The sequence below is a fragment of the Corynebacterium sp. HMSC066C02 genome (genome assembly GCF_001814945.1).
GTDB classification, from domain to species: Bacteria; Actinomycetota; Actinomycetes; order Mycobacteriales; family Mycobacteriaceae; genus Corynebacterium; species Corynebacterium aurimucosum.
On the sequence record NZ_KV818447.1, the window covers coordinates 50583 to 70906 of the forward strand.

Here is a 20324-nt window from a genome sequence, read left to right on the forward strand (position 1 = left end):
AAGACAAGGTATCGATGACTGATTTCAATTCTCTTCCGGCCCACGTGTGGCCGCGCAACGCTGCTCGTGATTCCGATGGTGTGGTCTCGATTGGTGGCGTTTCCCTGACCGAGCTGGCTGAAGAATACGGCACCCCGCTCTATGTTTTCGATGAGCAAGACTTCCGCTCACGCTGCCGGGACATGGCCCAGGCCTTCGGCGGCCCCGACCACGTGCACTATGCCTCTAAAGCTTTCATTACCAAGCGCATCGTGCGCTGGGTGGATGAGGAGGGCCTGTGCCTTGACGTGGCCTCCCTCAATGAGGCCAAGCTGGCGCTAGCCGCGGACTTCCCGCCGGAGCGCATGACCGCGCACGGCAATAACAAGGAAGATGAGTACCTTGAGCTGTGCGTAAACGAGGGGATTGGCCATGTGGTCTTGGATAACGCGGAGGAGCTCTCGCGGCTTAACAGCATTGCTGCGGCCGCTGGCCGCGTCCAGCCGGTGATGATCCGCGTCAAGCCTGGCGTGGATGCCCACACACACGAATTCATCGCCACGGCTCATGAGGATCAAAAGTTCGGCATTTCCCTGTCCACCGGCGCCGCCTTCGATGTCGCTCGCACGGTGCTGGAATCCGCGAACCTAAAGCTCGTGGGCTTGCACTGCCACGTGGGCTCCTCGGTGTTTAATGCCGATGGCTTCAAGCTGGCTGCCGAGCGCGTGCTGAGCCTCTACAAGCGCATTCACTCCGAGCTCGGTGTTGCCCTTGAGGAGCTGGACTTGGGCGGCGGCTTCGGCATTCCCTACATGGAATACGAGGAAGCCCTCGACGTCGCCACGCTGGCTAAGGACCTGCTCGACGCCGTGGAGCGCACCGCCACTGAGCTCGGTATCAAGCCGCCCTTCGTGCTGGTGGAGCCCGGCCGCTCGCTGGTGGGTGCCTCCGCGGTCACCGTATACCGCGTGGGCACGGTCAAGGACGTGGAGACCGGCAAGGCGGATCTGCCGATGCGCCGTTACCTCTCCGTGGACGGCGGCATGTCCGATAACATCCGGCCGGCGCTCTATGGCTCTGAGTATGACGTGCGCGTGGTCAACCGCCGCACCCAGGGCGAGCCGGTGGACTCGCGCATCGTGGGCTTCCACTGCGAGTCTGGTGACATTCTGGTCAACGAGCGCCGTTTCCCCTCGGATATCACTACCGGGGATCTCCTCGCTTTCGCCACCACCGGCGCCTATCAGTACATGATGGCCTCGCGCTATAACGGCGCTCTGCGCCCGGCGGTCGTATCCGTGCGTGACGGCAAAGCCTCACTTATGCTGCGCCGGGAAACGGTGGAGGACTTGCTGGCGTTGGACGTCGATTAGCGCGGCGTTGGCACAGCTCACCGCATTTTATTCACAAAGACATGGCCGGTCGCACGTTGTGCCGGCCATTTCGTATAGAAATAGACAGCTCGTTCTGTATAGTGATGGGCTAGCACGTAAGAATCTTTCGCAATTTCAACAAGGGGACACCATGACGACGAACCGTAGCAAGAAGCCCGAAGGCGAACCCGTAGGAATCGCGCTGCTTGGATTTGGCACTGTGGGCGCTGAGGTTTTCCGCCTCGTGCAGGAGAACGCTGACGCTTTTGCACACCGCATCGGCGGCCCCGTGGAGATCCGCGGCGTTGCCGTGCACAACAAGAACAAGCTGCGCCCGGGCGTTCCGGCGGAGCTGCTGACCGACGACGCCAAGGCACTTGTCCTGCGCGATGATATCGACCTTGTCGTCGAGGTCATCGGCGGCATTGATTTCCCGCGCGAGCTTGTCCTCGCCGCCCTCAACGCCGGTAAATCCGTGGTCACCGCCAACAAGGCTCTCGTGGCCGCGCACGCGGATGAGCTCGCTGAAGCTGCCGACCGCGCCGACGTTGACCTTTACTTCGAGGCCGCTGTAGCCGCCGCCATCCCGGTCGTCGGCATGCTGCGCCGCTCCCTGGCCGGTGACAAGATCCAGCGCATCTCCGGAATCGTCAACGGCACCACCAACTTCATCCTGGACGCCATGGAGTCCACCGGTGCCTCCTATGAGGATGCGCTGGCTGAGGCCACTCGCCTGGGCTACGCCGAGGCCGATCCCACCGCTGACGTGGAGGGCCACGACGCTGCCTCCAAGGCTGCCATCCTGGCATCCCTGGGCTTCTATACCCGCCTGACCTTCGACGATGTCTACTGCGAGGGTATTTCCAAGATCACCGCCGATGACATCACGGCTGCCAACCAGGCCGGCTACTCCATCAAGTTGCTGGCCATCTGTGAGCGCCTCGTGGATGAGGAGACCGGTGCGGAATCCGTCAACGCCCGCGTGCACCCGACGTTGGTTCCGAAGGAGCACCCGTTGGCTTCGGTCAGCCAGTCCTATAACGCCATCTTCGTTGAGGCGGAGGCCGCTGGTTCCCTGATGTTCTACGGCAACGGTGCCGGCGGTAACCCGACGGCATCTGCTGTGCTGGGTGATGTCATCGGTGCGGCACGCAACATCGTCCACGGCGGCCGTGCGCCGGGGGAGAACACCTATGCCAACCTACCTATTGCGGAGTTCGGAGAAGTGGAAACTCGTTATCACGTCGACATGGAAGTTGAAGACCGCACCGGCGTGCTCTCCGCCATCTCCGGTGTCTTTGCCCGCCACGGTGTCTCCCTGCGCACCGTGCGCCAGGAAGACGGCGATGCCACCGCCCGCCTCATCGTGGTCACCCACGCGGCGAAGGAAGCGGTGCTCGAGGATATCGTTGCTGCCCTCGGCGAGCTCGATGAGGTCAAGGCCGTTCACTCCGTCATCCGCCTGGGCGTTTAAGGGGCTTAGGTACAACAATGAGTATCGATATCGAAGTAGGCACCAAGGTCACCGTCCAGGTCCCGGCCTCCTCGGCCAACTTAGGCCCGGGCTACGACACCCTTGGCATCGCGCTGAGCCTCTACGACACCGTAGAGGTAGAAGTCACGCGCTCCGGTTTGGAAGTGGAGATCTTCGGCGAGGGCGCCGATGAGCTTCCTCGCGATGGCTCCCACTTGGTAGTCAAGGCCATCCGCTCCGCGCTGAAGGCTGCCGACGTAGAAGTATCTGGCCTGCGCGTGGTATGCACGAATAACATCCCGCAGTCCCGCGGTTTGGGCTCCTCGGCCTCCGCTGCGGTAGCCGGTGTGGCCGCGGGCAATGGCCTGGCTGGTTTCCCGCTCTCCGAGGAGCAGGTTGTTCAGCTGTCTTCAGCCTTCGAAGGCCACCCGGATAACGCCGCGGCCTCCGTGCTAGGAAACGCCGTGGTCTCGTGGACCACCGTGCCTGTCGACGGCCGATCGCTCCCGGAGTACCGCGCCGCCACCTTAGACGTGCACCCGACTATCAAGGCCACGGCCTTGGTCCCGGACTTCCACGCGTCGACCCAGGCAGTGCGCCGCGTGCTGCCTTCCCACGTCACGCACGCCGATGCCGCCTTCAACGTCTCCCGCACTGCGGTGAACGTGGCGGCGTTGACCGCCTACCCGGACCTACTGTGGGAGGGCACCCGCGACCGCCTGCACCAGCCTTATCGCGCTGATGTCCTACCGGTGACCGCGGAGTGGGTCAACCGCCTGCGCAACCGCGGCTATCCCGCCTACCTGTCCGGTGCTGGCCCCACCATCATGGTCCTCCACACCGAGCCCATCGAGGAAGAGATCCTCGAGGATGCCCGCGGACAGAACCTGCGCGTGCTGGAGCTGGAGGTCGCCGGGCCGGTTTCCGTCGAGCGCGGTTAGGCTAGCTAGCCTCCTTTTCCACGTTGATTCGGCACACGCCGTTTCCGGACTTCGGGATCAGCTTCAGGCTTAACCTCCCACCGGAATCGGCAGCCGCCTGCTCCAAGTAGCCATCGTGGATGGCGCAGACGAAGGGGGAGGGCTCCACACCGGCGCTGACAAATGGGCAGGCGTGTAGCTCCACATCGGCGCGGCCTTCCTCGTCGAAGTGATCGGACGAGGTTACCGGGTCAAAGCCCATATCGCGCATCATCAGATAAAGCGAGCCGAGTGCCTCAGCACCATGGCTGGTGGCCGCAGTTTTGGCCCATTCGCGGCCAAGCTCCCGCGCCTGCTCCGAGGAATAATCGTTGAGCTGGTCTTTTTCCGCCAGCGCTGTGATGAGCACGCTGATCAGCGTGACGTATTCCTCCGCCACTGAACGGTTGTCCGGCACCCGCACTTGGAAGATCAGTGAGGGGCGTCCGCGCCCCTTCGCCGGAGCAGTAACTACTCGCACCGCGCCAGCGCGAACGAGCTCATCTAGGTGGCCGCGCGCGGTGTTGACATGCATGCCCATCTTCTTCGCAATCTCTGCAGCCCGTGCTCCTTGCGGGAATTTCTGTAAGGCCGAGAGGACGTCGCGCTGCTTGGGGGAGAGCTTCATCGTGTCAGGAAACAGCTCGCTGGAGGAGCGGGGGCTAGGCGTAGCAAATGCGGACATGAACTGTGACTCCTTGAAAACTCTAGAAGGATTCTACATCCGAGGTCCTGATTTTCTTCCACTGCGGTGCTCAGAGGCACCACGACCTGCGTGACGACGTGGGTAAAATCCCATGGATTAAGTACGGGTGTAGACCGTGAGGGCGGTGGCGTCGAGGGCCACGGAGACCTCGTCGCTGGGAGCATTGTTGCCTGCTGGCTCGCCCACTGTGAGCCGTTGGCCGTCAATGTCAATAAGGGTGGTTTTGCCCAGATCGGCCACAATGGTCGCGCTCAGTGCGCCAGCGGGGTCGAAGCGCAGCGCAGACTGGGGAAAGGCCGCCCAGTGCTCGCCGTTGCGAGCTGGCTGAAATGCATCATTCTGATGGTAGCCGCGAAGCACATTGATGCCCGCCAGCTCTGCCATAAAGCGGGACGGGGGCCGTTCCAGTAGGCGCTCCGCGGAGCCTTGAGAGATGATGTTGCCGGCTTCCATCACCAGGATGTCGTCCGCCAGCGTGTCGAGGTCCACGCGGCTGTGGGTGACGATGACCGTGGTACGGTCAGCGGCTGAAAGGCGCAATAAGTGGCGCCAACGCGCGGCGGATTCTACGTCCATGGCGGCAAAGGGCTCATCCGCAACCAATACCGCCGGGCGCGCCGCCAGCGCGCGGAGGAGGGCAACCTGTGCGGCTTGACCACCGGAAAGCTCGGATACATGGCCCAGCTCTTGCAGTCCGGCGGCGTTGATCAACTCTTTGGTCCTTTGCGGGTCTTTGGTCACCATCGTCAACGCTTGAGCCACGGTGGCAGTGGGCGGCAGCCCAGGGTTTTGAGAAAGCATGATCACGCGTTCGGCGTTGGTGTGTGCCCCTTGGAGTCGCCCGCTAATGAAACGCAGAAGCGTGGTCTTTCCGGCACCGTTGGGCCCGACCACCGCGGTCATGCGCCCGCCCCGGAACGTGGTGGTGGCGTTGCCGATAGTTACGGAAAGATCGTGGGCTGAGTCCACAGGGGTGGTGGCAGTGCGAAGTGCCGCAGGATCCATCGGCTTGAGCATGCGCACCTTCGGCTCGCGGCGACGCCGCAGCAACAGGGGCAGTCCGGCGGCGGTGAGCGCAAGGATGGCTATTCCAATAAGCACGGCGGAAAGGGCATAGGCATTGTCCGCGCTGACCTCGCGCTCTAGGTAGATTCCGCTCGGCATGGTTCGGGTCGAGCCGGGCAGGGAACCGGCGAAGGTGATAGTTGTTCCGAATTCACCCAGTGAGCGGGCGAAAGCCAGCGCACCACCGGTGAACACAGCGGGGCGGATGGCTGGGAGAATGATGCGCCGAAGGATGGTTCCCGCTCCTAAGCCGATGCCGCGCGCGCTGGCGATGACCTCAGGATCGAGTTGCCGCAGCGCGGAGTCCACCGCCACCACCGCGAAGGGAAGCGTGACGAAGACATGGGCTGCCACGACACCCGGGAAGGCGAAAGACACGTGCAGTCCAGCCTGCTCCAGAACAGGACCAAGCAGTCCGCGGCGCCCCAGCAGGGCAGTAAGAGCCAAGCCTCCCACGACGGGAGGCATGGCCAAGGGGAGGTAGACCACCAGTCTCACCAGGTGGGAAGCGTGGCGTAGCTGCTGCAGCCACAGCGCCAAGCAGGTGCCCAGCAACGTGGACAACACTGTAGACCACGCCGCCGCGAACAGGCTGACGCGGAGAAGATCCTGGGTCATCGGCGAGCTCAGCGTGTCCGAGAGTTGCCTCCAGGGCACCCGCACTCCCAAGGCGAGGACTGGGGCGAGAATGTAGATAGCTGCCAATGCGCCGGCGGCGATGACCGGCCAAGGGGCTCGTGGGCGCTGTTCGCGCAGAATCATGCGCGACACCTAGTTCACCGGAGTGAAGCCGAAGTGTTCCCAAGTGCTGTCAAAATCCGACTCAAGAAGCGAGAGGACTTCTTGGGCTTCTTCATGCCGGGATGAAGAAGCCACCACAGCGCCCATGATCTCATTGCGGAAGTCTTCCGCGTGGGCGAGCGGGATGGCCTCGACATCTTCGCTCGCGGCGGCGTCGGTGGAATAGACCCACCCGGCGTCCGCTTCACCGGAGGCAACCTTTCCCAGGACATCAGCGACTTGGCTCTCCAAAGATGATGCGTACAGATGCCAGCCATTGGCCTCCATAATGCGCGTGGAAATGGCTCCGCAAGGCACGCTCGGGTCACAGAGAACTAGGCGTGCCGAGGGCTCCAGGTCTGCTGCAGAGCGAAGACCTTGAGGATTACCTTTCGGCACGACCATAACCATGACGTTGCTGGCTAAGGCCACGGGCGTCTCCACGCTGCCCTGAGCGAGTGCATTCTCGATGGTCTCCCGAGAAGCAGTGAGGAGAAGGTCTGCGGGCGCTCCCTCATCGACTTGCTGCACCAAAGCAGAAGAGCCGCCGTTGTTGAAGGCCAGGGGAGTCCCGGAGGCGCTAGCAAGCTCGTCATTCAACACTCTTGTCGAGGATGCAGCAAACACCTGCAAGGGCTCTGTGGAATCAGAGGCGCAACCGGCAACAGTCAGCGCGGCGGCGATGACGGGGATTACAATCTTTGCGAGGTGCATGTTCAGTCAGCTTACGGAAGCTTTAGGCCGTTCGCGTGAATTTGATGTTTACTGCGTGAGGGATTTCGGAGGCGTTGAGGGTGGGGATGTCGTGGCCCTTGGAGGCGTCGATAAGCGGCAAGTTCATTGATCTTTTCCGTTTCGATTTTCTAGGGGGAGCTGGCGTTGCTGCCCGCGTCTTTAATTTACTACGATTATATCCGTGCAAATAACTAAGTCAGGTATATCTGTGCGGGATGTCTCGTTGACGTCGCGCCGGCGTTGGCACACCATTGCCTTTAGCCTCGTGGCCTTGTGGATCGCGGTGGGCGTGGGAATCACCGTGGCGAGTTATCTGGGAGCACCCGTCGTGTGGTGGGATCTCATCCATCCGTTTACCCTCGGAGCGCTGACCACCGCCATCCTCGTATTCAGCACCCACTTCACGGAGGCGCTGACCCGCACCCCAGCCGTCGGCTTCCGCGGGGTGGGCACACGGGTGGGCCTAGTGCAGGTAGGTCTGGTCCTGTTGCTCGTCGACCGCGCAGGCTACGACTGGGGAATGCTCGCGGATATTGGCTCCTCACTCGTCATCGTCGCAGTCACGTGGCACCTGTGGGCGTTGTGGTCTAAGCTTCGAGGCTCTCTTTCTGGCTCTTTTGCAGTCACCGTGCCCTTTTATCTGGCCGCGGCGTGCTTCATGGTGGTCTCTGTGTTATTGGCCATCCTGGCTGCGCACGGGGTGGGTAACTACTCGCTGTTGGTGGCGGCGCACTCACGCGGCATGGTGTGGGGGTTTGCACTGCTTACCATTGTGGGCACCGTAGTCACGCTGCTGCCCACGTTGACCCGAACGCCAATTTCATCGGTCGCCCGGGCCCGGTGTGGTCGAGCATTGACCGTGCATTGCGTGGGGCTGGGGGTGGCCATGCTTGCCGACGCCTCCGGGCTCACCCGCGCCGCCGGCATGGCGCAGCTACTCACCGTCCTTGCCGCTGTGTTCATCATTCAGCCAGTACTTGCCGGTGCGCTTGGTGGCGTGAAGACCACGGCAAGCGTGTCCGCGATGGCGGGACTGGTATGGATGCTGGCACTGTGTGCCGGTGACGCGGCGGCCACTCTCGCCGGGGCCTACCCGCGCGCGGTGACGTTACTCCTGATGCCCACATTCGTCGGCGCCGGCCTCCTGCAGCTCGTGACCGGGGTACTCCACCACATGCTGCCCATCCTGGCCGGGGCTGCTCATCCCGCGCGAGGCCACCTTCCAGGGTTCGTGCGCGTAGCGCTCATCAACCTTGGCGGCGTGCTGAGCCTCACTGGCATTACTAGCGTGTCCTTCGCCGGGCTTATCATGATGGGGCTAGGCCTCATCGCCAATTGTGCGGCCCTAGTGTGGGCCGTCTCGTCATCTCAAGGAGAAGTTCATGTCAAGCGTGCCCGTTAAAAAGGAGCAATTTGAGAAGCAGTGGGCATCCTGGCTCATCATCATTGTTGCCTTGGTGGCGGTCATTGCACTGGCAGTGACCAATTCGCGGATGGGGAAACAAGATCCGGCGCTGGTAGCTTCCGCCGATGCCGTCACTGTGGATGTCTCTGTCGACGGCATGGCCTTTGTTCCGTCCTCTATTAACGTGGCTGCGGGCAGCCACCTGGTGGTGAATTTTCATAACACGGGCGACCAGGTCCATGACTTGAAGATCGGACGTGAGGAAACCGGAAGGGTAGAACCAGGTGAGACCGTGCAGCTGGATGCCGGGATCATCGATGAATCCGTGGAAGGCTATTGCACGATCGCCGGGCACAAAATGCAGGGGATGACGTTTATGGTCAACGTCGACGAGCCAGCATCTGGGGACCATGAGCATGCGGGGGCGTCGGCAAGCACGGGCTCTGCTGGTGCCCCGGCGACGGTGCCCTCAGCAGCCGAGCGCATGGCGGCACGCGAGGGCTTCGACGCCGTCGGTGCCTCCCTTGCTCCCGCGGAAGGCGACCTTCACGAGGAGACCTGGGTGATGACAGAAGAGGAGGCTGAGGTCGCCCCAGGAGTGCGCCAAACCCGGTGGCTCTTCAACGGGCAGGCACCCGGACCAACCCTGCGCGGCAAGGTCGGGGACCGATTTCGTATCACTATCAAGAACGAGGGCTCGATGGGGCACTCGGTGGATTTTCACGCTGGTGAAGTCAACCCAGATAAGAACATGAAGACGATTCAGCCGGGCGAGTCGCTGACATACGAATTTGTCGCGCACCGGGCAGGCATCTGGATGTATCACTGCTCAACCATGCCGATGAGTCTACACATTGCCAACGGCATGGCAGGAGCAGTCATTATCGATCCGCGTGGTGAGGATGCACTGGGGGACGTCGATGCGGAGTACGTCATGGCGGCAAGCGAAATCTTCCTCGCCACCGCGGGCAGGGAAAGTGAAGGTGCGGATGCACAGCGAGTCAGCAATGGCGACTATGACCTCACCGCCTTCAACTACTATCCCAATCAATACGACAAGGGCTTAGCACCGCTGCGCGCCAAGGTGGGCGATACCGTGCGTATCTGGCTGGTTAACCTCGGCCCGGATTTGCCTCTGAGCTTCCACGTTGTGGGGGAGCAATTCGACACCGTGTACAAGGAAGGCGCCTACCTGATTAAGGACGCGAAGGATTCCGGATCCCAGGCGCTGGACCTCTTGCCCGCCCAGGGCGGATTCGTGGAGATGACCTTCAACGAGCCGGGGACCTACTCCTTTGTGAACCACCTCATGACGAACGCAGAGAAGGGCCAGCACGGGCAGATCATCGTTGAGTAGCTCGCCGCTCGCGGAGTTCGTCCAAGGTATCTATATCGCGTACTGCGGCGGTGCCTTCGACCTCTGTGATGTTCTTCGCGAGTCTCAGTAAGCGCATGACTGACTTATTGCGGGGATTGCCGAGCTCGTGCAGAGCGCGGGTAATGGCCTCGGTGCGCCACAGTGCACACAGCGGTTGAAGGCGCCCATCGAAGGTGGCCACCGCGGCATCAGCGCCGGAGCTTTCTAAGGCCTGTTCGAGTACAGGCAGCATACGCGGGGAATCCGGGGCATCGACGGCAAAGATGGCGGTCGTGGACTCTGCGGCACCAACCAGCGCGGCGTGGCCCGCGGCGATTCCCGCGGCTGGCCCGCCGAAAAGAGGCCTTTCACATACTTGGGGCATCCCTAGGGGATAGGGTGAGACAACCGCCACCGGCGCATCATAAGGCAACTGGCGCAGGAGACGGTCGATAAGGCGCTCACCGGCGAGAGTGATACTTGCTTTGTCCACGCCTCCCATGCGCGTTCCGCGTCCGCCTGCCACAACAATGACACCTGGCATTGTTCTCTATCCTTCCGCGCCGGGCAGTTCGCGGGACCAATCACCCGAGCGACCGCCGGATTTTGCGGTGATGCCGCAGCGTCGGATATAAGCGGAGCGGTCAACGCCTTTCACCATGTCGATGAGCGCTAGGACGGCGACGTTCACAGCGGTCAGCGCCTCCATTTCTACGCCGGTGCGGTCGGCGGTGCGCACGGTGGCCTCGATAAAAACGTGATCTTCGCGCAGCTCGATGTCGACCGCGCACCCGTGCACACCAATGGTGTGGGCCAGAGGCAAGAGATCCGGGACCTTCTTCGCCGCCGCAATACCGGCCACTCGAGCAACCGCAAGCACGTCGCCCTTCGGCACGGCTCCCTCCCGCAGTGCGGTGAGGACCTCTGGTGAACACGCCACCTCGCCTTGGGCGGTGGCGGTGCGCACAGTGGGCTTCTTATCGGTCACGTCCACCATGTAGGCGGAGCCGGCCTCATTAAGATGAGTGAACTTCATTGTTGCAGCGGGTCCTTTCCTCCGGTGGACCTAGCCTAGCTGACGAAGAGTGGGCCGATCCGCGTTTCTGAGGCGCGATCTTTGGCAGCAACGGAGGGGTGGGGGCTGTAGAAGGGGAGACCCTGAATCTAGTAGGGGTAGACGGTAAGTTGCTCCCCTGCGGTGACGGAGCTCGTCAGCAGCGCGAAACCTTGCGTGCCCGGCAGTGCTGCAACGTGGTGGCTGCGCATGCGTGGACCAGGCGGCGGAGAGGCGGTAATGCTTCCTCCCAGAGCAATTGAGCACGGCTGGATCAGCGGGCGGTGCGGATCCGGGAAGTCGGCCCCGGCGACGGCCGTCAGATGCGGCCGGTCTAAAACTCCGGTGGGGCGGGGAAGGCCGCGCAAGGAACACAGAAGCGGGGTGAGGTAAAGGTGTGCGGAGACGAACGCCGCCACCGGGTTGCCCGGCAAACACACCACGGGAACGCCGTTCCACAGCGCGTGGCCCTGTGGCGCGCCGGGGCGTTGGTTGACGTGCCCGAACCAATAAGAGCCGCGCTCCACAGTATCCTCAATGACCGCGCGAACCACGTCAAAGGCTCCTGCGGATACCCCGCCTGTGGTGACGATGAGATCGGAATCAGCAGCAGCCGCGTCGAAGCAGCGCCGCAGCTCAACGGGTGAATCGCCACATACCGTGCGAGTGATGTCAACGGGCCCGGTGGCACTCATGAGTGCTTCGAGCATCGGCCCATTGGAATCCGGGAGCTGGCCGTTGCGCAGCTCCTCGCCCGTGGCGATAATGCTCACTCGCGGGATGCGGTGGACCACGGCGGTGCTGACCCCGGCAGAAATGGCGGCGGCGATGAGGGAGGCGTCGACCAGCGTGGCGGCACCGGCTAGTTGGTGCCCGGCCTCGATGTGGGAGCCGCGCCGCCGGATGTGGTTGCGCTCGGGAAGTCGGTGCACCGTAACGGTCTCGGGCAGCGGCCCGGGGCCTGGCGGAATATCGGTGTCCTCCACAGGGATGACCAGACCATCAAAGCCCGCGGGTACTGCACCACCGGTCATGATGCGCAGCGCAGTGCCGGGCTGCGGGGCCTGGGCAGACGCGCCGGCAGGCACATCACCCACGACGGGCAGAGTGAAAGGAACGGTGAGGCTGCCGGGTGAGGAGGGCTGCGAAATGAGGAAACCATCCATCGCGGAATTATCTTGCGCTGGCAGGGGCAGGCGGGCGACGAGGGGCTCAGCCAATACGTGACCCTGCGAGAGTGGGACATGCTCCGCAGGCAGGGCGCGGACCAGCGCGTGGAGGCGGTCGAAATACTCCTCGATACTTAAGTCAGTCCCAGTGCTTGTCATTGCACCCAATCTAGCCGCCGATGGCGGACATCGGGCGATCTGGTTGGAGGAAACCTTCATCATCCACCCCATGGCCCGGTAATTTCCTCCACATTTCACCCGCCCACGCGGTGGCGAGCTCCGCATCGCTGGCACCGGCCCGCATGAGGTCGCGCAAGGAGGTTTCCGAGTTGCCGAAGAGGCAATTGCGCACCGCGCCGTCTGCGGTCAGGCGCGTGCGGTCGCAATCCCCGCAGAAGGGCCGCGTCACGGAGGCGATCACCCCGATGTGTCCTGTGGGGAGGGAGCCATCGCGCGAGACCGCGGACCACAGTGCAGCCGGCGCGGAGCCGCGGGGTTTCTTAGCCGGGGTGAGCTCGAAGTCTTCGGCCAAGCGTGCCAAGATGTCCTCCGCGGTGACCATCTGGGAACGCGTCCACTTCTCTCGTGGGCCCAGCGGCATCTGCTCAATGAAACGAAGCTGCGCGCCGCGCTCTAAACAAAAACGGGCCAACGGCAGGATGGCGGATTCGTTGACGCCTGGCATGATGACAGCATTGACCTTGACCGTATCCATGTCGGCGGCCAGCGCGGCATCGATGGATGTGAGCACATCTGCCAGGCGGTCGCGTCGGGTGAGCTGGGCATAGAGCTCCGGATCGAGCGTGTCCAGGGAGATATTGACGCGGTCCAGCCCGGCGCGCTGCAGCCCCGGCAGGCGTTTATCCAGGCCTAGCCCGTTGGTGGTGAGAGCAACAGTAGGAGAGCGGCCCTCATCGGTAGTGAGCGCTTTTGTGGCGGCGATGATTTTCTCTAAGGAGCCGCGAAGAAGGGGCTCGCCACCGGTGAAGCGCACCTGCTGGATGCCGAGCTTGTCCACTGCGAGGCGGATCAGCCGGATGGTCTCTTCATCGCTGAGCGTGTGTTCGGTGGGCAGCCACTCATAACCTTCGGCGGGCATGCAGTAGGTGCAGCGCAGGTTGCAGCGATCCGTCAGAGAAACGCGCAGGTCGCGGGCCTGGCGGCCGTAGCGATCCACGAGTGCACGGCGGCCCTCGGTCCCTGGTGCCGGCAGGTCCGTGGGCAGCGTCCCCGCTCCCCGTACACGCGGCAATGGCAGAGTCAGCGGGACGGAGGTGCGTGGCGAAGGCTGGGATGGCTGGGCGGACATTGCTGGCAAGTCTAGATCGAAGCGCGCCAAATGAATAGGAGGGGACTAAGCTTCCCCGTCGCCTTCTTCGGCATCGAGGCGCTGCGCCTCACCCGGGCCCTTGAGACGGATGATGTTGTATTCGCCCTCCGCAAGGTGGGCGCGCAGGTCCTTCTTATCGAACTTGCCCACCGAGGTTTTATCGATGGATTTCACGAAGGTCCAGTACTCCGGCAGCATCCAGGAGGGCAGCTCAGAGCGCATACCGTTGCGCAGGCGCTCGGCGGTCTCAATTGTGGGGCTGATATCTGCGGCGAGCACGGTGACAGCCAGCGGGCGCTCGACCCACTGTTTGTCGGGATAGCCAATGACGGCGCATTCGAGTACCACCGGGTTGGCCATGATGAGGTTCTCCAACTGCACGGAATAAATCCACTCACCACCGGAGCGAATGACATCGCGTGCTCGGTCTTCCACGGTAAGGAAGCCGTCCTCGGTGACGAAGCCGACGTCGCCGGTGCGTAGCCAGCCGTCCGCCGTGAACTTGGAAGCCGCGTCCTCGACGTCTTTCCCGCGGAACTCGTGAGCAGCGCCGCCATCCTCCGAGGCGGGCGAATGGTAGTAGGCGCCAGTAACCAGGTTGCCGCGGACCTGAATCTCACCGGCGTTGCGGTCCGTCGTGTTGACTACGTGGCCGTCGTTAACCACGCGGTATTCCAGGGCGGCAGGGAAGCGCCCTTGGGAAATACGGTAGGCCCAGCGGGCCTCACCCGAGGCGCCTGAAGGCGGGCGAGCCACGGTGCCCACCGTGGTGGTTTCCGCCATGCCCCACACGTGGACCACGTCCACGCCGTAGCGCTCTTCCCAGCTCTTGATGAGCTGCGGCGGCACAGGAGAGCCGCCAGCGAAGATCTCCGTCAGGGTCATGCGCTCCGGTGGGTTCTTGAGGTAGTGCACGAAGAGCTGAATCCAAATGGTGGGCACACCGTGCGCCACGCGCGGGGAGGTGGCGGCGATGACCTTGGCCAGGGTGGCGGGGGAGACGTCGGCGTCGGGAAGCACCAGCGGCGTGCCCGTCATCCACGCCGCGAAGGGAACTCCCCAGCTCAGCACGTGATAGATGGGGATGCAGCACAGAAATGTCTCCCCGTGGGTGACGCACAAGGAATCGGAGGAGCGCAGCTGCATACCTTCCAAGTACAGGGCGCGGTGGGAGTAGAGCACGCCCTTGGGTGCACCGGTGGTGCCGGTGGAGTAGCACAGTGCGGCGGCGGTGTGCTCATCCAGAACCGGCCAGTCATACACGGTGGAGCGCCCATCCAGCAGTTGTTCATAGCTATATACCTCGACGCTGCCCGGCAGAGCGGTGCTGGGCTTGTCGACGCCCGTGAACACCACCGCACGCACGCAGTCCGCGCCTTCTAGAACCTGGGCCAGTTGCTCGGCGAGGCGACAATCCGCGACGATGACGCGGACCTCAGCGTGGTTGATGATGTGCCGGATCTGATCATTCATGAGCTGCTTGTTGAGCGGGGTAAATACTGCCCCCTTGCAAGCGGTGCCAAAAAGCACTTCGAGGTGTTCGGCGCAGTTCCACATTAGGGAGCCCACACGTTCATCGCCAGTGATGCCGAGCGTGTCATGCAGGGCGTGGGCGAAGGCAGCGGCGCGCGCGCCGATATCGGCGAAGGTGGTTTCTTCGCGTTCATTGCCGGGATTGGCGCTGTGCCACGTAACCACCTGGGTTTGGCCGTGGACAGTGGAACCGTACTCCAGGATGCGAGTGAGGGACAGCGGGATATCCTGCATTGTGGAGAGCATGCGCACTACTTTAGCCGTGTCAGTGTGAGCGCGGTGGAAGGATGCGGTATAGTTGTCGGCGACTGGCGGGGAAGGCCTTCCCCGCACCTCCGAGCTCCCTCTACGGCGCACACACCTGTGGTGAAAACTCATGGCAGTCCAACGGTGTGCGCGACGGTGAGAGGGGAGAGACACGCTCGCAGTCGCCTTCTTAAAATATCTCCCCGCGATTGACCCGCGGCCGCTTCCTTGAGAACTTTTCAGGAGTTTTGCAAGGAGTTCTTCATGTTCCGTACCGCAGGGCCGGAGAGGGGGGAGAGCCAAAGAAAACCACCGCCCACGGGGATCGCGGTCGCGTGAACTCGCTGGTGGCGGTGGACCATCTCAATTACACACTGGCTTCCAACGCCCATTCGGAGCGGCACCGCGCACAGTGCAGGTGCAGCACAAGAAACAGCGCGCGTTGGTGAAGCGACGAAAGGATATCCGTGAGCGATACGGACAAGACCGCAGCACAGGATCTCGCATCCCTGAAGCTGCCGGAATTGCGCAAGCTGGCTGCGGAGCGCGGACTTCGCGGCGTCTCCGGACTGCGCAAGGGGGACCTCATCACTGCACTGACCACCGGCCAGGTTCCGGCACGCGGCGCAAAGGCTGCTGCCGAGGGCGAGGCTAAGGACGCACAGCCGCGTCGCGCTGCCCGCAAGGCCTCGCGCCCCGCCGGTGCTGCTGACCAGGCCTCCGAGCAGCCGGAGCAGGACAAGAAGAAACAGGACCAGCCACAGCAGGAATCCGAGAACTCCCAGAAGGGTGAGGACGGTGCTCAGGAGTCCGAGCACAAGGACGGCCACGACGAGCAGCGCTACGAGTCCCGCTCTCAGGCCCGCCGTGCGCGCCGCAACCGTGCGCGCCGTCAGGAGCGCGAGGCCCGCGGAGAGTCCAAGGGCAACGGGAATGACAATGGTGCCGAGGACAACAACGGCAAGTCCGAGGACAGCCAGTCCCGTGGCGGAAAGAACTCCGACAACGGTGACCACGGCAACGGTGGCAACGGTCATAACGGCGGCAATAACGGCGGTGGCCAGAACAACAACCGCCGCGATAACCACCGCAACGATGATGACAACAACGGCGGCGGAGGCCGCCGCAACCGCCGTAACCGTCGCAACCGCCGCGGGCGTGACCGCGATGGCGGCGGCAACGGTGGCAATGACCTGCAGATCCGCGAGGGCGATGAAGTGCAGGTAGTCGGCGGCATCCTCGAGGTCGTGGACAACAACGTGGCCTTCCTGCGCACCACCGGCTACCGCGCGGCGAGCTCCGATGTCTTTGTCAACAACAACCTCGTGCGCCGCCTTGGCCTGCGCTCAGGCGACGCCCTGACCGGCAAGGTCAAAGTTTCCGGCCCGACCCACACCCACGGCAACGGCCGCAACCGCCGCAAGTACAACCAGCTGGTGGAGGTCGACACCGTCAACGGCTTGGATCCGTCCACCGCGAAGGAGCGCCCGGACTTCGCCAAGCTCACCCCGCTGTACCCGAACCAGCGCCTGCGCTTGGAGACGGACCCGAAGATCCTCACTACTCGCGTCATCGACCTCATCATGCCGATTGGTAAGGGCCAGCGCGCGCTCATCGTCTCCCCGCCGAAGGCCGGTAAGACGACGATCCTGCAGAACATCGCCAACGCCATCGCCACGAATAACCCGGAGTGTTACCTCATGGTGGTCCTCGTGGACGAGCGCCCCGAAGAGGTCACGGACATGCAGCGCAGCGTCAACGGTGAGGTCATTGCCTCCACCTTCGACCGCCCTCCGTCAGAGCACACCTCGGTAGCAGAGCTGGCTATCGAGCGCGCCAAGCGCTTGGTGGAGCAGGGCAAGGACGTCGTCGTTCTGCTCGACTCCATCACCCGCCTAGGCCGTGCGTACAACAACTCCTCCCCGGCGTCGGGCCGCATCCTGTCCGGTGGTGTGGACTCCAACGCCCTGTACCCGCCGAAGCGCTTCTTGGGCGCTGCCCGCAACATCGAAAACGGCGGCTCGCTGACCATCATCGCCACCGCGATGGTGGAGACCGGATCCACCGGTGACACTGTCATCTTCGAGGAGTTCAAGGGCACCGGCAACGCCGAGCTCAAGCTCGACCGCGCTATCTCCGAGCGCCGCATCTTCCCGGCCGTGGACGTCAACCCCTCCGGTACCCGCAAGGACGAGCTCCTGCTCGTTCCGGAGGAGGCACGCATCATGACCAAGCTGCGCCGCATCCTCTCCGGCTTGGACTCCTTCGCCGCCATTGACCTGCTCATCAAGCAGCTCAAGAAGACCCGCTCTAATGGCGAGTTCCTCATGCAGGTCGCTTCGTCCGCGCCCATGGCGGCAGACACGGACGAGGAGGACTACAAGTAATGTCTAACCAGGTTTCCCTCGTTGATGACATCATCTCCGAGTACCAAGGCATCGAAATGCAGATGGCTGACCCAGACGTAGCCGGGGATCAGTCGCAATTCCGCAAGCTGTCCAAGCGCTACGCTGAGCTGCGCCCCATCGTCGCCGTCAACGAAGAGCTGGTGCAGGCCCGCCAGGATTTGGCCGACGCCAAGGAGATGGCCTACGAGGATCACGAGTTCCAGTCTGAGGTTGACCGCCTCGAGCCGCTCGTCGTGCAGCTGGAGGAGCAACTTGCGGACCTCCTAGCCCCGCGCGATGAGCATGACTCCGAGGACATCATCATGGAGATCAAGGCCGGTGCTGGTGGCGAAGAGGCAGCGCTCTTCGCCGGTGACTTGGCCCGCATGTACGAGCGCTTCGCCGACAAGGCAGGCTTCCAGTGGGAGGTCCTGGGCCTCAACGAGTCTGACCTTGGCGGAGTGAAGGATATGTCCATCTCCTTCAAGTCCAAGACCCCCTCGCGCGATGGCGCGTGGAGCGTGTTCAAGTTTGAAGGCGGCGTCCACCGTGTACAGCGCGTGCCGGTGACCGAGTCCCAGGGCCGCATCCAGACCTCTGCTGCTGGTGTGCTGGTCTACCCGGAGCCGGAGGAGATCGACTCCGTCAATATCGATGACAAGGACATCCGTGTCGACGTTTACCGTTCCTCCGGTAAGGGTGGTCAGGGCGTGAACACCACTGACTCCGCTGTGCGTATTACCCACCTGCCCACTGGCCTGGTGGTGACCTGTCAGAAGGAGCGCTCGCAGATTCAGAACAAGGCGCGTGCCCTGCAGGTGCTGCAGGCTCGCCTGGACCAGATGGAGCGCGAGGCCCGCGAGGCCGAGGCCGGCGAGCAGCGCGCCTCCCAGGTGCGCACCATGGACCGCTCCGAGCGCATCCGCACCTATAACTGGCCGGAGAACCGCATCACCGATCACCGCATTGGTTACAAGGCCAATAATCTTGACTCCGTGCTCGACGGCGATATGCAGGATCTCATCGAAGCTCTGCAAGCCCAGGAGCGCGCGGAGCGCCTTGAGGCCGAAGGCTAGAAGGCTAAGGCACGGTTAGATACGGTGACTTTTCACACCTATAAGGAGGCGCTTCGTGATGCCACGGAGCGCCTTCGCGCTGCCGGGGTACCCTCACCCGAGTGGGATGCGCGCCTGTTGGCTGCCCACCTCATTCACTGCGGCCACATGGATATCCCGCTAAACGAAGCTCCGATCCCCGGCTTTGACGTGGCATATGGGGCGTTGGTGGGGCGTCGTGAAGCGCGCGAGCCCCTCCAGCACATCCTAGGAGCGGCGTGGTTTGGCCCCCTCGAACTCGAGGTCGGCCCCGGTGTGTTCATCCCGCGCCCAGAGACGGAGGTGCTCGCCGACTGGGGAGTTAAGTTTCTGAAGAAACTTAACTCATGGGAGACGAAGAAACTTAACTCGTGGGAGACGAAGAAACTTAACTCATGGGAGACGAAGACTAACGCGCACCCTCCCCGCGTCGTGGATTTGTGCGCCGGATCCGGTGCACTGGCGTTGTACGTCGCCCACTACGTGCCGCAGGCCGAGGTGTGGGCAGTGGAGCTTGCCGACGCCGCCTTGGCCTACACCCGCCGCAACGTTGCACGTCATGACCGTGATGTGCAGCTGATCCAGGGCGACGTGACGGATCCATATGTGCTTTCGGAGCTGCACGGCACCGTCGACCTCGTGCTGACCAACCCGCCCTATGTCCCCGAGACCCCGGACCTGGATCCGGAGGTCTACCAAGACCCCTACGAGGCGGTGTTTGGGGGAGCAGACGGCATGGAGACCATCACAGCGATGATTCCGACCATCGCCGCACTGCTTCGCCCCGGCGGAAAGGTGGGCATTGAACACGATGATGACACGTCTGAACAGGTGCAAGAAGCCCTGCGTGCGGATGGCGGGTTCACGCACATCGAGGTACTTAAGGATCTGACTGGCACCGCCCGCTTTGTCACGGCCGAACGGGGAGTACAGTAGATTGGTCGAAGATTGGTCGACAAGCCGATAGGAACGGAATTAAAGGAGAGACCAATGCAGGGACAGATTTATAACTGTGCGGACGCGGCAGAACGCGAAGAAGGAATGGCCCTTGCCGTCAAGGCAGCCAAGTCAGGGCGGCTCGTCGTCATGCCCACCGATACGCTCTACGGGTTGGGCTGCGACGCCTTCGATAATGACGCCGTTGCGAGCCTGCTGGCCACCAAGCACCGCGGCCCCGACATGCCGGTGCCGGTGCTCGTGGGATCCTGGGACACCGTAAAAGGCCTTGTCGCCACTTTGGATGACACCGCACAAACGCTTATCGAGGCCTTCTGGCCGGGTGGTTTGTCCATCGTGGTCCCGCAAGCGCCTTCGCTTCCGTGGAACCTGGGCGATACCCGCGGCACGGTGATGCTGCGCATGCCCCTGCACCCCATTGCAATCGAGCTCCTCCGCGAGGTCGGCCCGATGGCGGTGTCCTCAGCGAATATCTCTGGACAGACTCCGCCGACCACTGCGATTGCTGCCAAGCAGCAGCTGGGTAAGGCCGTCACGGTCTACCTCGACGGGGGAGAAGCTGAGGTGGGCAAGCCCTCCACCATCATTGATCTGTCCGGCTCACACCCGTATCTGCTGCGCGAAGGTGCTTTGAGCGCCGAGCAGATCGGCGAGGTCATCGGAGTGTCTGCAGAGTCCCTGCGTACACGCCCGGGCTCCCAATCCTCTTAAGGAGACATCA

General features: G+C 62.9%; 17 protein-coding genes. 9 read left to right on the top strand and 8 right to left on the bottom strand.

Going from position 1 to position 20324, the window contains the following annotated elements; genetic code table 11:
• Window positions 1-14: 14 nt before the first annotated feature.
• From lysA to thrB, 3 genes are all read left to right on the top strand, one after another.
• A complete protein-coding gene (lysA, locus tag HMPREF2996_RS05015) occupies window positions 15-1352 on the top strand; it encodes a diaminopimelate decarboxylase (RefSeq protein ID WP_070646014.1) in 1338 nt (445 codons plus the stop codon).
• Window positions 1353-1503: 151 nt separating this feature from the next.
• A complete protein-coding gene (locus HMPREF2996_RS05020; protein ID WP_070646010.1) occupies window positions 1504-2826 on the top strand; it encodes a homoserine dehydrogenase in 1323 nt (440 codons plus the stop codon).
• Window positions 2827-2843: 17 nt separating this feature from the next.
• The gene (gene thrB / locus HMPREF2996_RS05025; RefSeq protein ID WP_070730408.1) at window positions 2844-3767 is read left to right on the top strand and encodes a homoserine kinase; all 924 of its coding nucleotides are present in this window, start codon (window positions 2844-2846) and stop codon (window positions 3765-3767) included.
• Between the two features lies 1 nt (window position 3768).
• On the opposite strand, the gene HMPREF2996_RS05030 is transcribed toward thrB, so the two are convergent.
• The 3 genes from HMPREF2996_RS05030 to modA all read right to left on the bottom strand — a co-directional run bounded on the left by HMPREF2996_RS05030 (window position 3769) and on the right by modA (window position 7050).
• Entirely contained in the window at window positions 3769-4470 is a 702-nt protein-coding gene (locus HMPREF2996_RS05030; protein ID WP_070710972.1) for a helix-turn-helix transcriptional regulator, read from the bottom strand.
• A gap of 117 nt (window positions 4471-4587) precedes the next feature.
• Window positions 4588-6318, bottom strand: coding sequence for an ATP-binding cassette domain-containing protein (locus tag HMPREF2996_RS05035; protein WP_246822988.1), 1731 nt, complete (start codon window positions 6316-6318; stop codon window positions 4588-4590).
• 9 nt (window positions 6319-6327) lie between these two features.
• The gene (gene modA / locus HMPREF2996_RS05040; protein ID WP_070730412.1) at window positions 6328-7050 is read right to left on the bottom strand and encodes a molybdate ABC transporter substrate-binding protein; all 723 of its coding nucleotides are present in this window, start codon (window positions 7048-7050) and stop codon (window positions 6328-6330) included.
• 223 nt (window positions 7051-7273) lie between these two features.
• Here modA and HMPREF2996_RS05045 point away from each other — a divergent pair, with 223 nt between their 5' ends.
• Both HMPREF2996_RS05045 and HMPREF2996_RS05050 read left to right on the top strand, forming a co-directional pair.
• Window positions 7274-8473: a beta-carotene 15,15'-monooxygenase gene (locus tag HMPREF2996_RS05045; protein ID WP_070711002.1), complete on the top strand. Its 1200-nt coding sequence runs from the start codon at window positions 7274-7276 to the stop codon at window positions 8471-8473.
• Window positions 8454-9833 (top strand): multicopper oxidase domain-containing protein, encoded by a 1380-nt coding sequence (locus HMPREF2996_RS05050; RefSeq protein WP_070730414.1) that lies wholly within the window; start codon window positions 8454-8456, stop codon window positions 9831-9833. Before HMPREF2996_RS05045 ends, HMPREF2996_RS05050 begins: the two co-directional genes overlap by 20 nt.
• Here HMPREF2996_RS05050 and HMPREF2996_RS05055 read toward each other — a convergent pair.
• The 5 genes from HMPREF2996_RS05055 to HMPREF2996_RS05075 form a co-directional block, all read right to left on the bottom strand.
• On the bottom strand, window positions 9820-10377 hold the full coding sequence (locus HMPREF2996_RS05055) for a molybdenum cofactor guanylyltransferase (protein ID WP_070730416.1): 558 nt from the start codon (window positions 10375-10377) through the stop codon (window positions 9820-9822). The genes HMPREF2996_RS05050 and HMPREF2996_RS05055 overlap by 14 nt on opposite strands.
• Window positions 10378-10383: 6 nt before the next feature.
• Window positions 10384-10869 (bottom strand): cyclic pyranopterin monophosphate synthase MoaC, encoded by a 486-nt coding sequence (gene moaC / locus HMPREF2996_RS05060; RefSeq protein WP_070730418.1) that lies wholly within the window; start codon window positions 10867-10869, stop codon window positions 10384-10386.
• 128 nt (window positions 10870-10997) lie between these two features.
• A complete protein-coding gene (locus tag HMPREF2996_RS05065; RefSeq protein WP_070730420.1) occupies window positions 10998-12215 on the bottom strand; it encodes a molybdopterin molybdotransferase MoeA in 1218 nt (405 codons plus the stop codon).
• 10 nt (window positions 12216-12225) lie between these two features.
• The gene (gene moaA / locus HMPREF2996_RS05070) at window positions 12226-13365 is read right to left on the bottom strand and encodes a GTP 3',8-cyclase MoaA (RefSeq protein ID WP_070730422.1); all 1140 of its coding nucleotides are present in this window, start codon (window positions 13363-13365) and stop codon (window positions 12226-12228) included.
• Between the two features lie 45 nt (window positions 13366-13410).
• Window positions 13411-15165, bottom strand: a complete 1755-nt coding sequence (locus HMPREF2996_RS05075) for a long-chain fatty-acid--CoA ligase (protein WP_070730424.1) — start codon at window positions 15163-15165, stop codon at window positions 13411-13413.
• A gap of 467 nt (window positions 15166-15632) precedes the next feature.
• On the opposite strand from HMPREF2996_RS05075, the gene rho reads away from it, so the two are divergent.
• From rho to HMPREF2996_RS05095, 4 genes are read left to right on the top strand one after another with little or no spacing between them, the layout of a single operon-like run.
• Complete coding sequence (rho, locus tag HMPREF2996_RS05080; RefSeq protein WP_070730426.1) at window positions 15633-17552, top strand: transcription termination factor Rho; 1920 nt, start codon at window positions 15633-15635, stop codon at window positions 17550-17552.
• Entirely contained in the window at window positions 17552-18628 is a 1077-nt protein-coding gene (prfA, locus tag HMPREF2996_RS05085; RefSeq protein WP_070443792.1) for a peptide chain release factor 1, read from the top strand. Before rho ends, prfA begins: the two co-directional genes overlap by 1 nt.
• A 24-nt stretch (window positions 18629-18652) precedes the next feature.
• A complete protein-coding gene (prmC, locus tag HMPREF2996_RS05090) occupies window positions 18653-19582 on the top strand; it encodes a peptide chain release factor N(5)-glutamine methyltransferase (protein ID WP_070730428.1) in 930 nt (309 codons plus the stop codon).
• Between the two features lie 54 nt (window positions 19583-19636).
• On the top strand, window positions 19637-20314 hold the full coding sequence (locus HMPREF2996_RS05095) for an L-threonylcarbamoyladenylate synthase (protein WP_070443797.1): 678 nt from the start codon (window positions 19637-19639) through the stop codon (window positions 20312-20314).
• Window positions 20315-20324 lie beyond the last annotated feature (10 nt).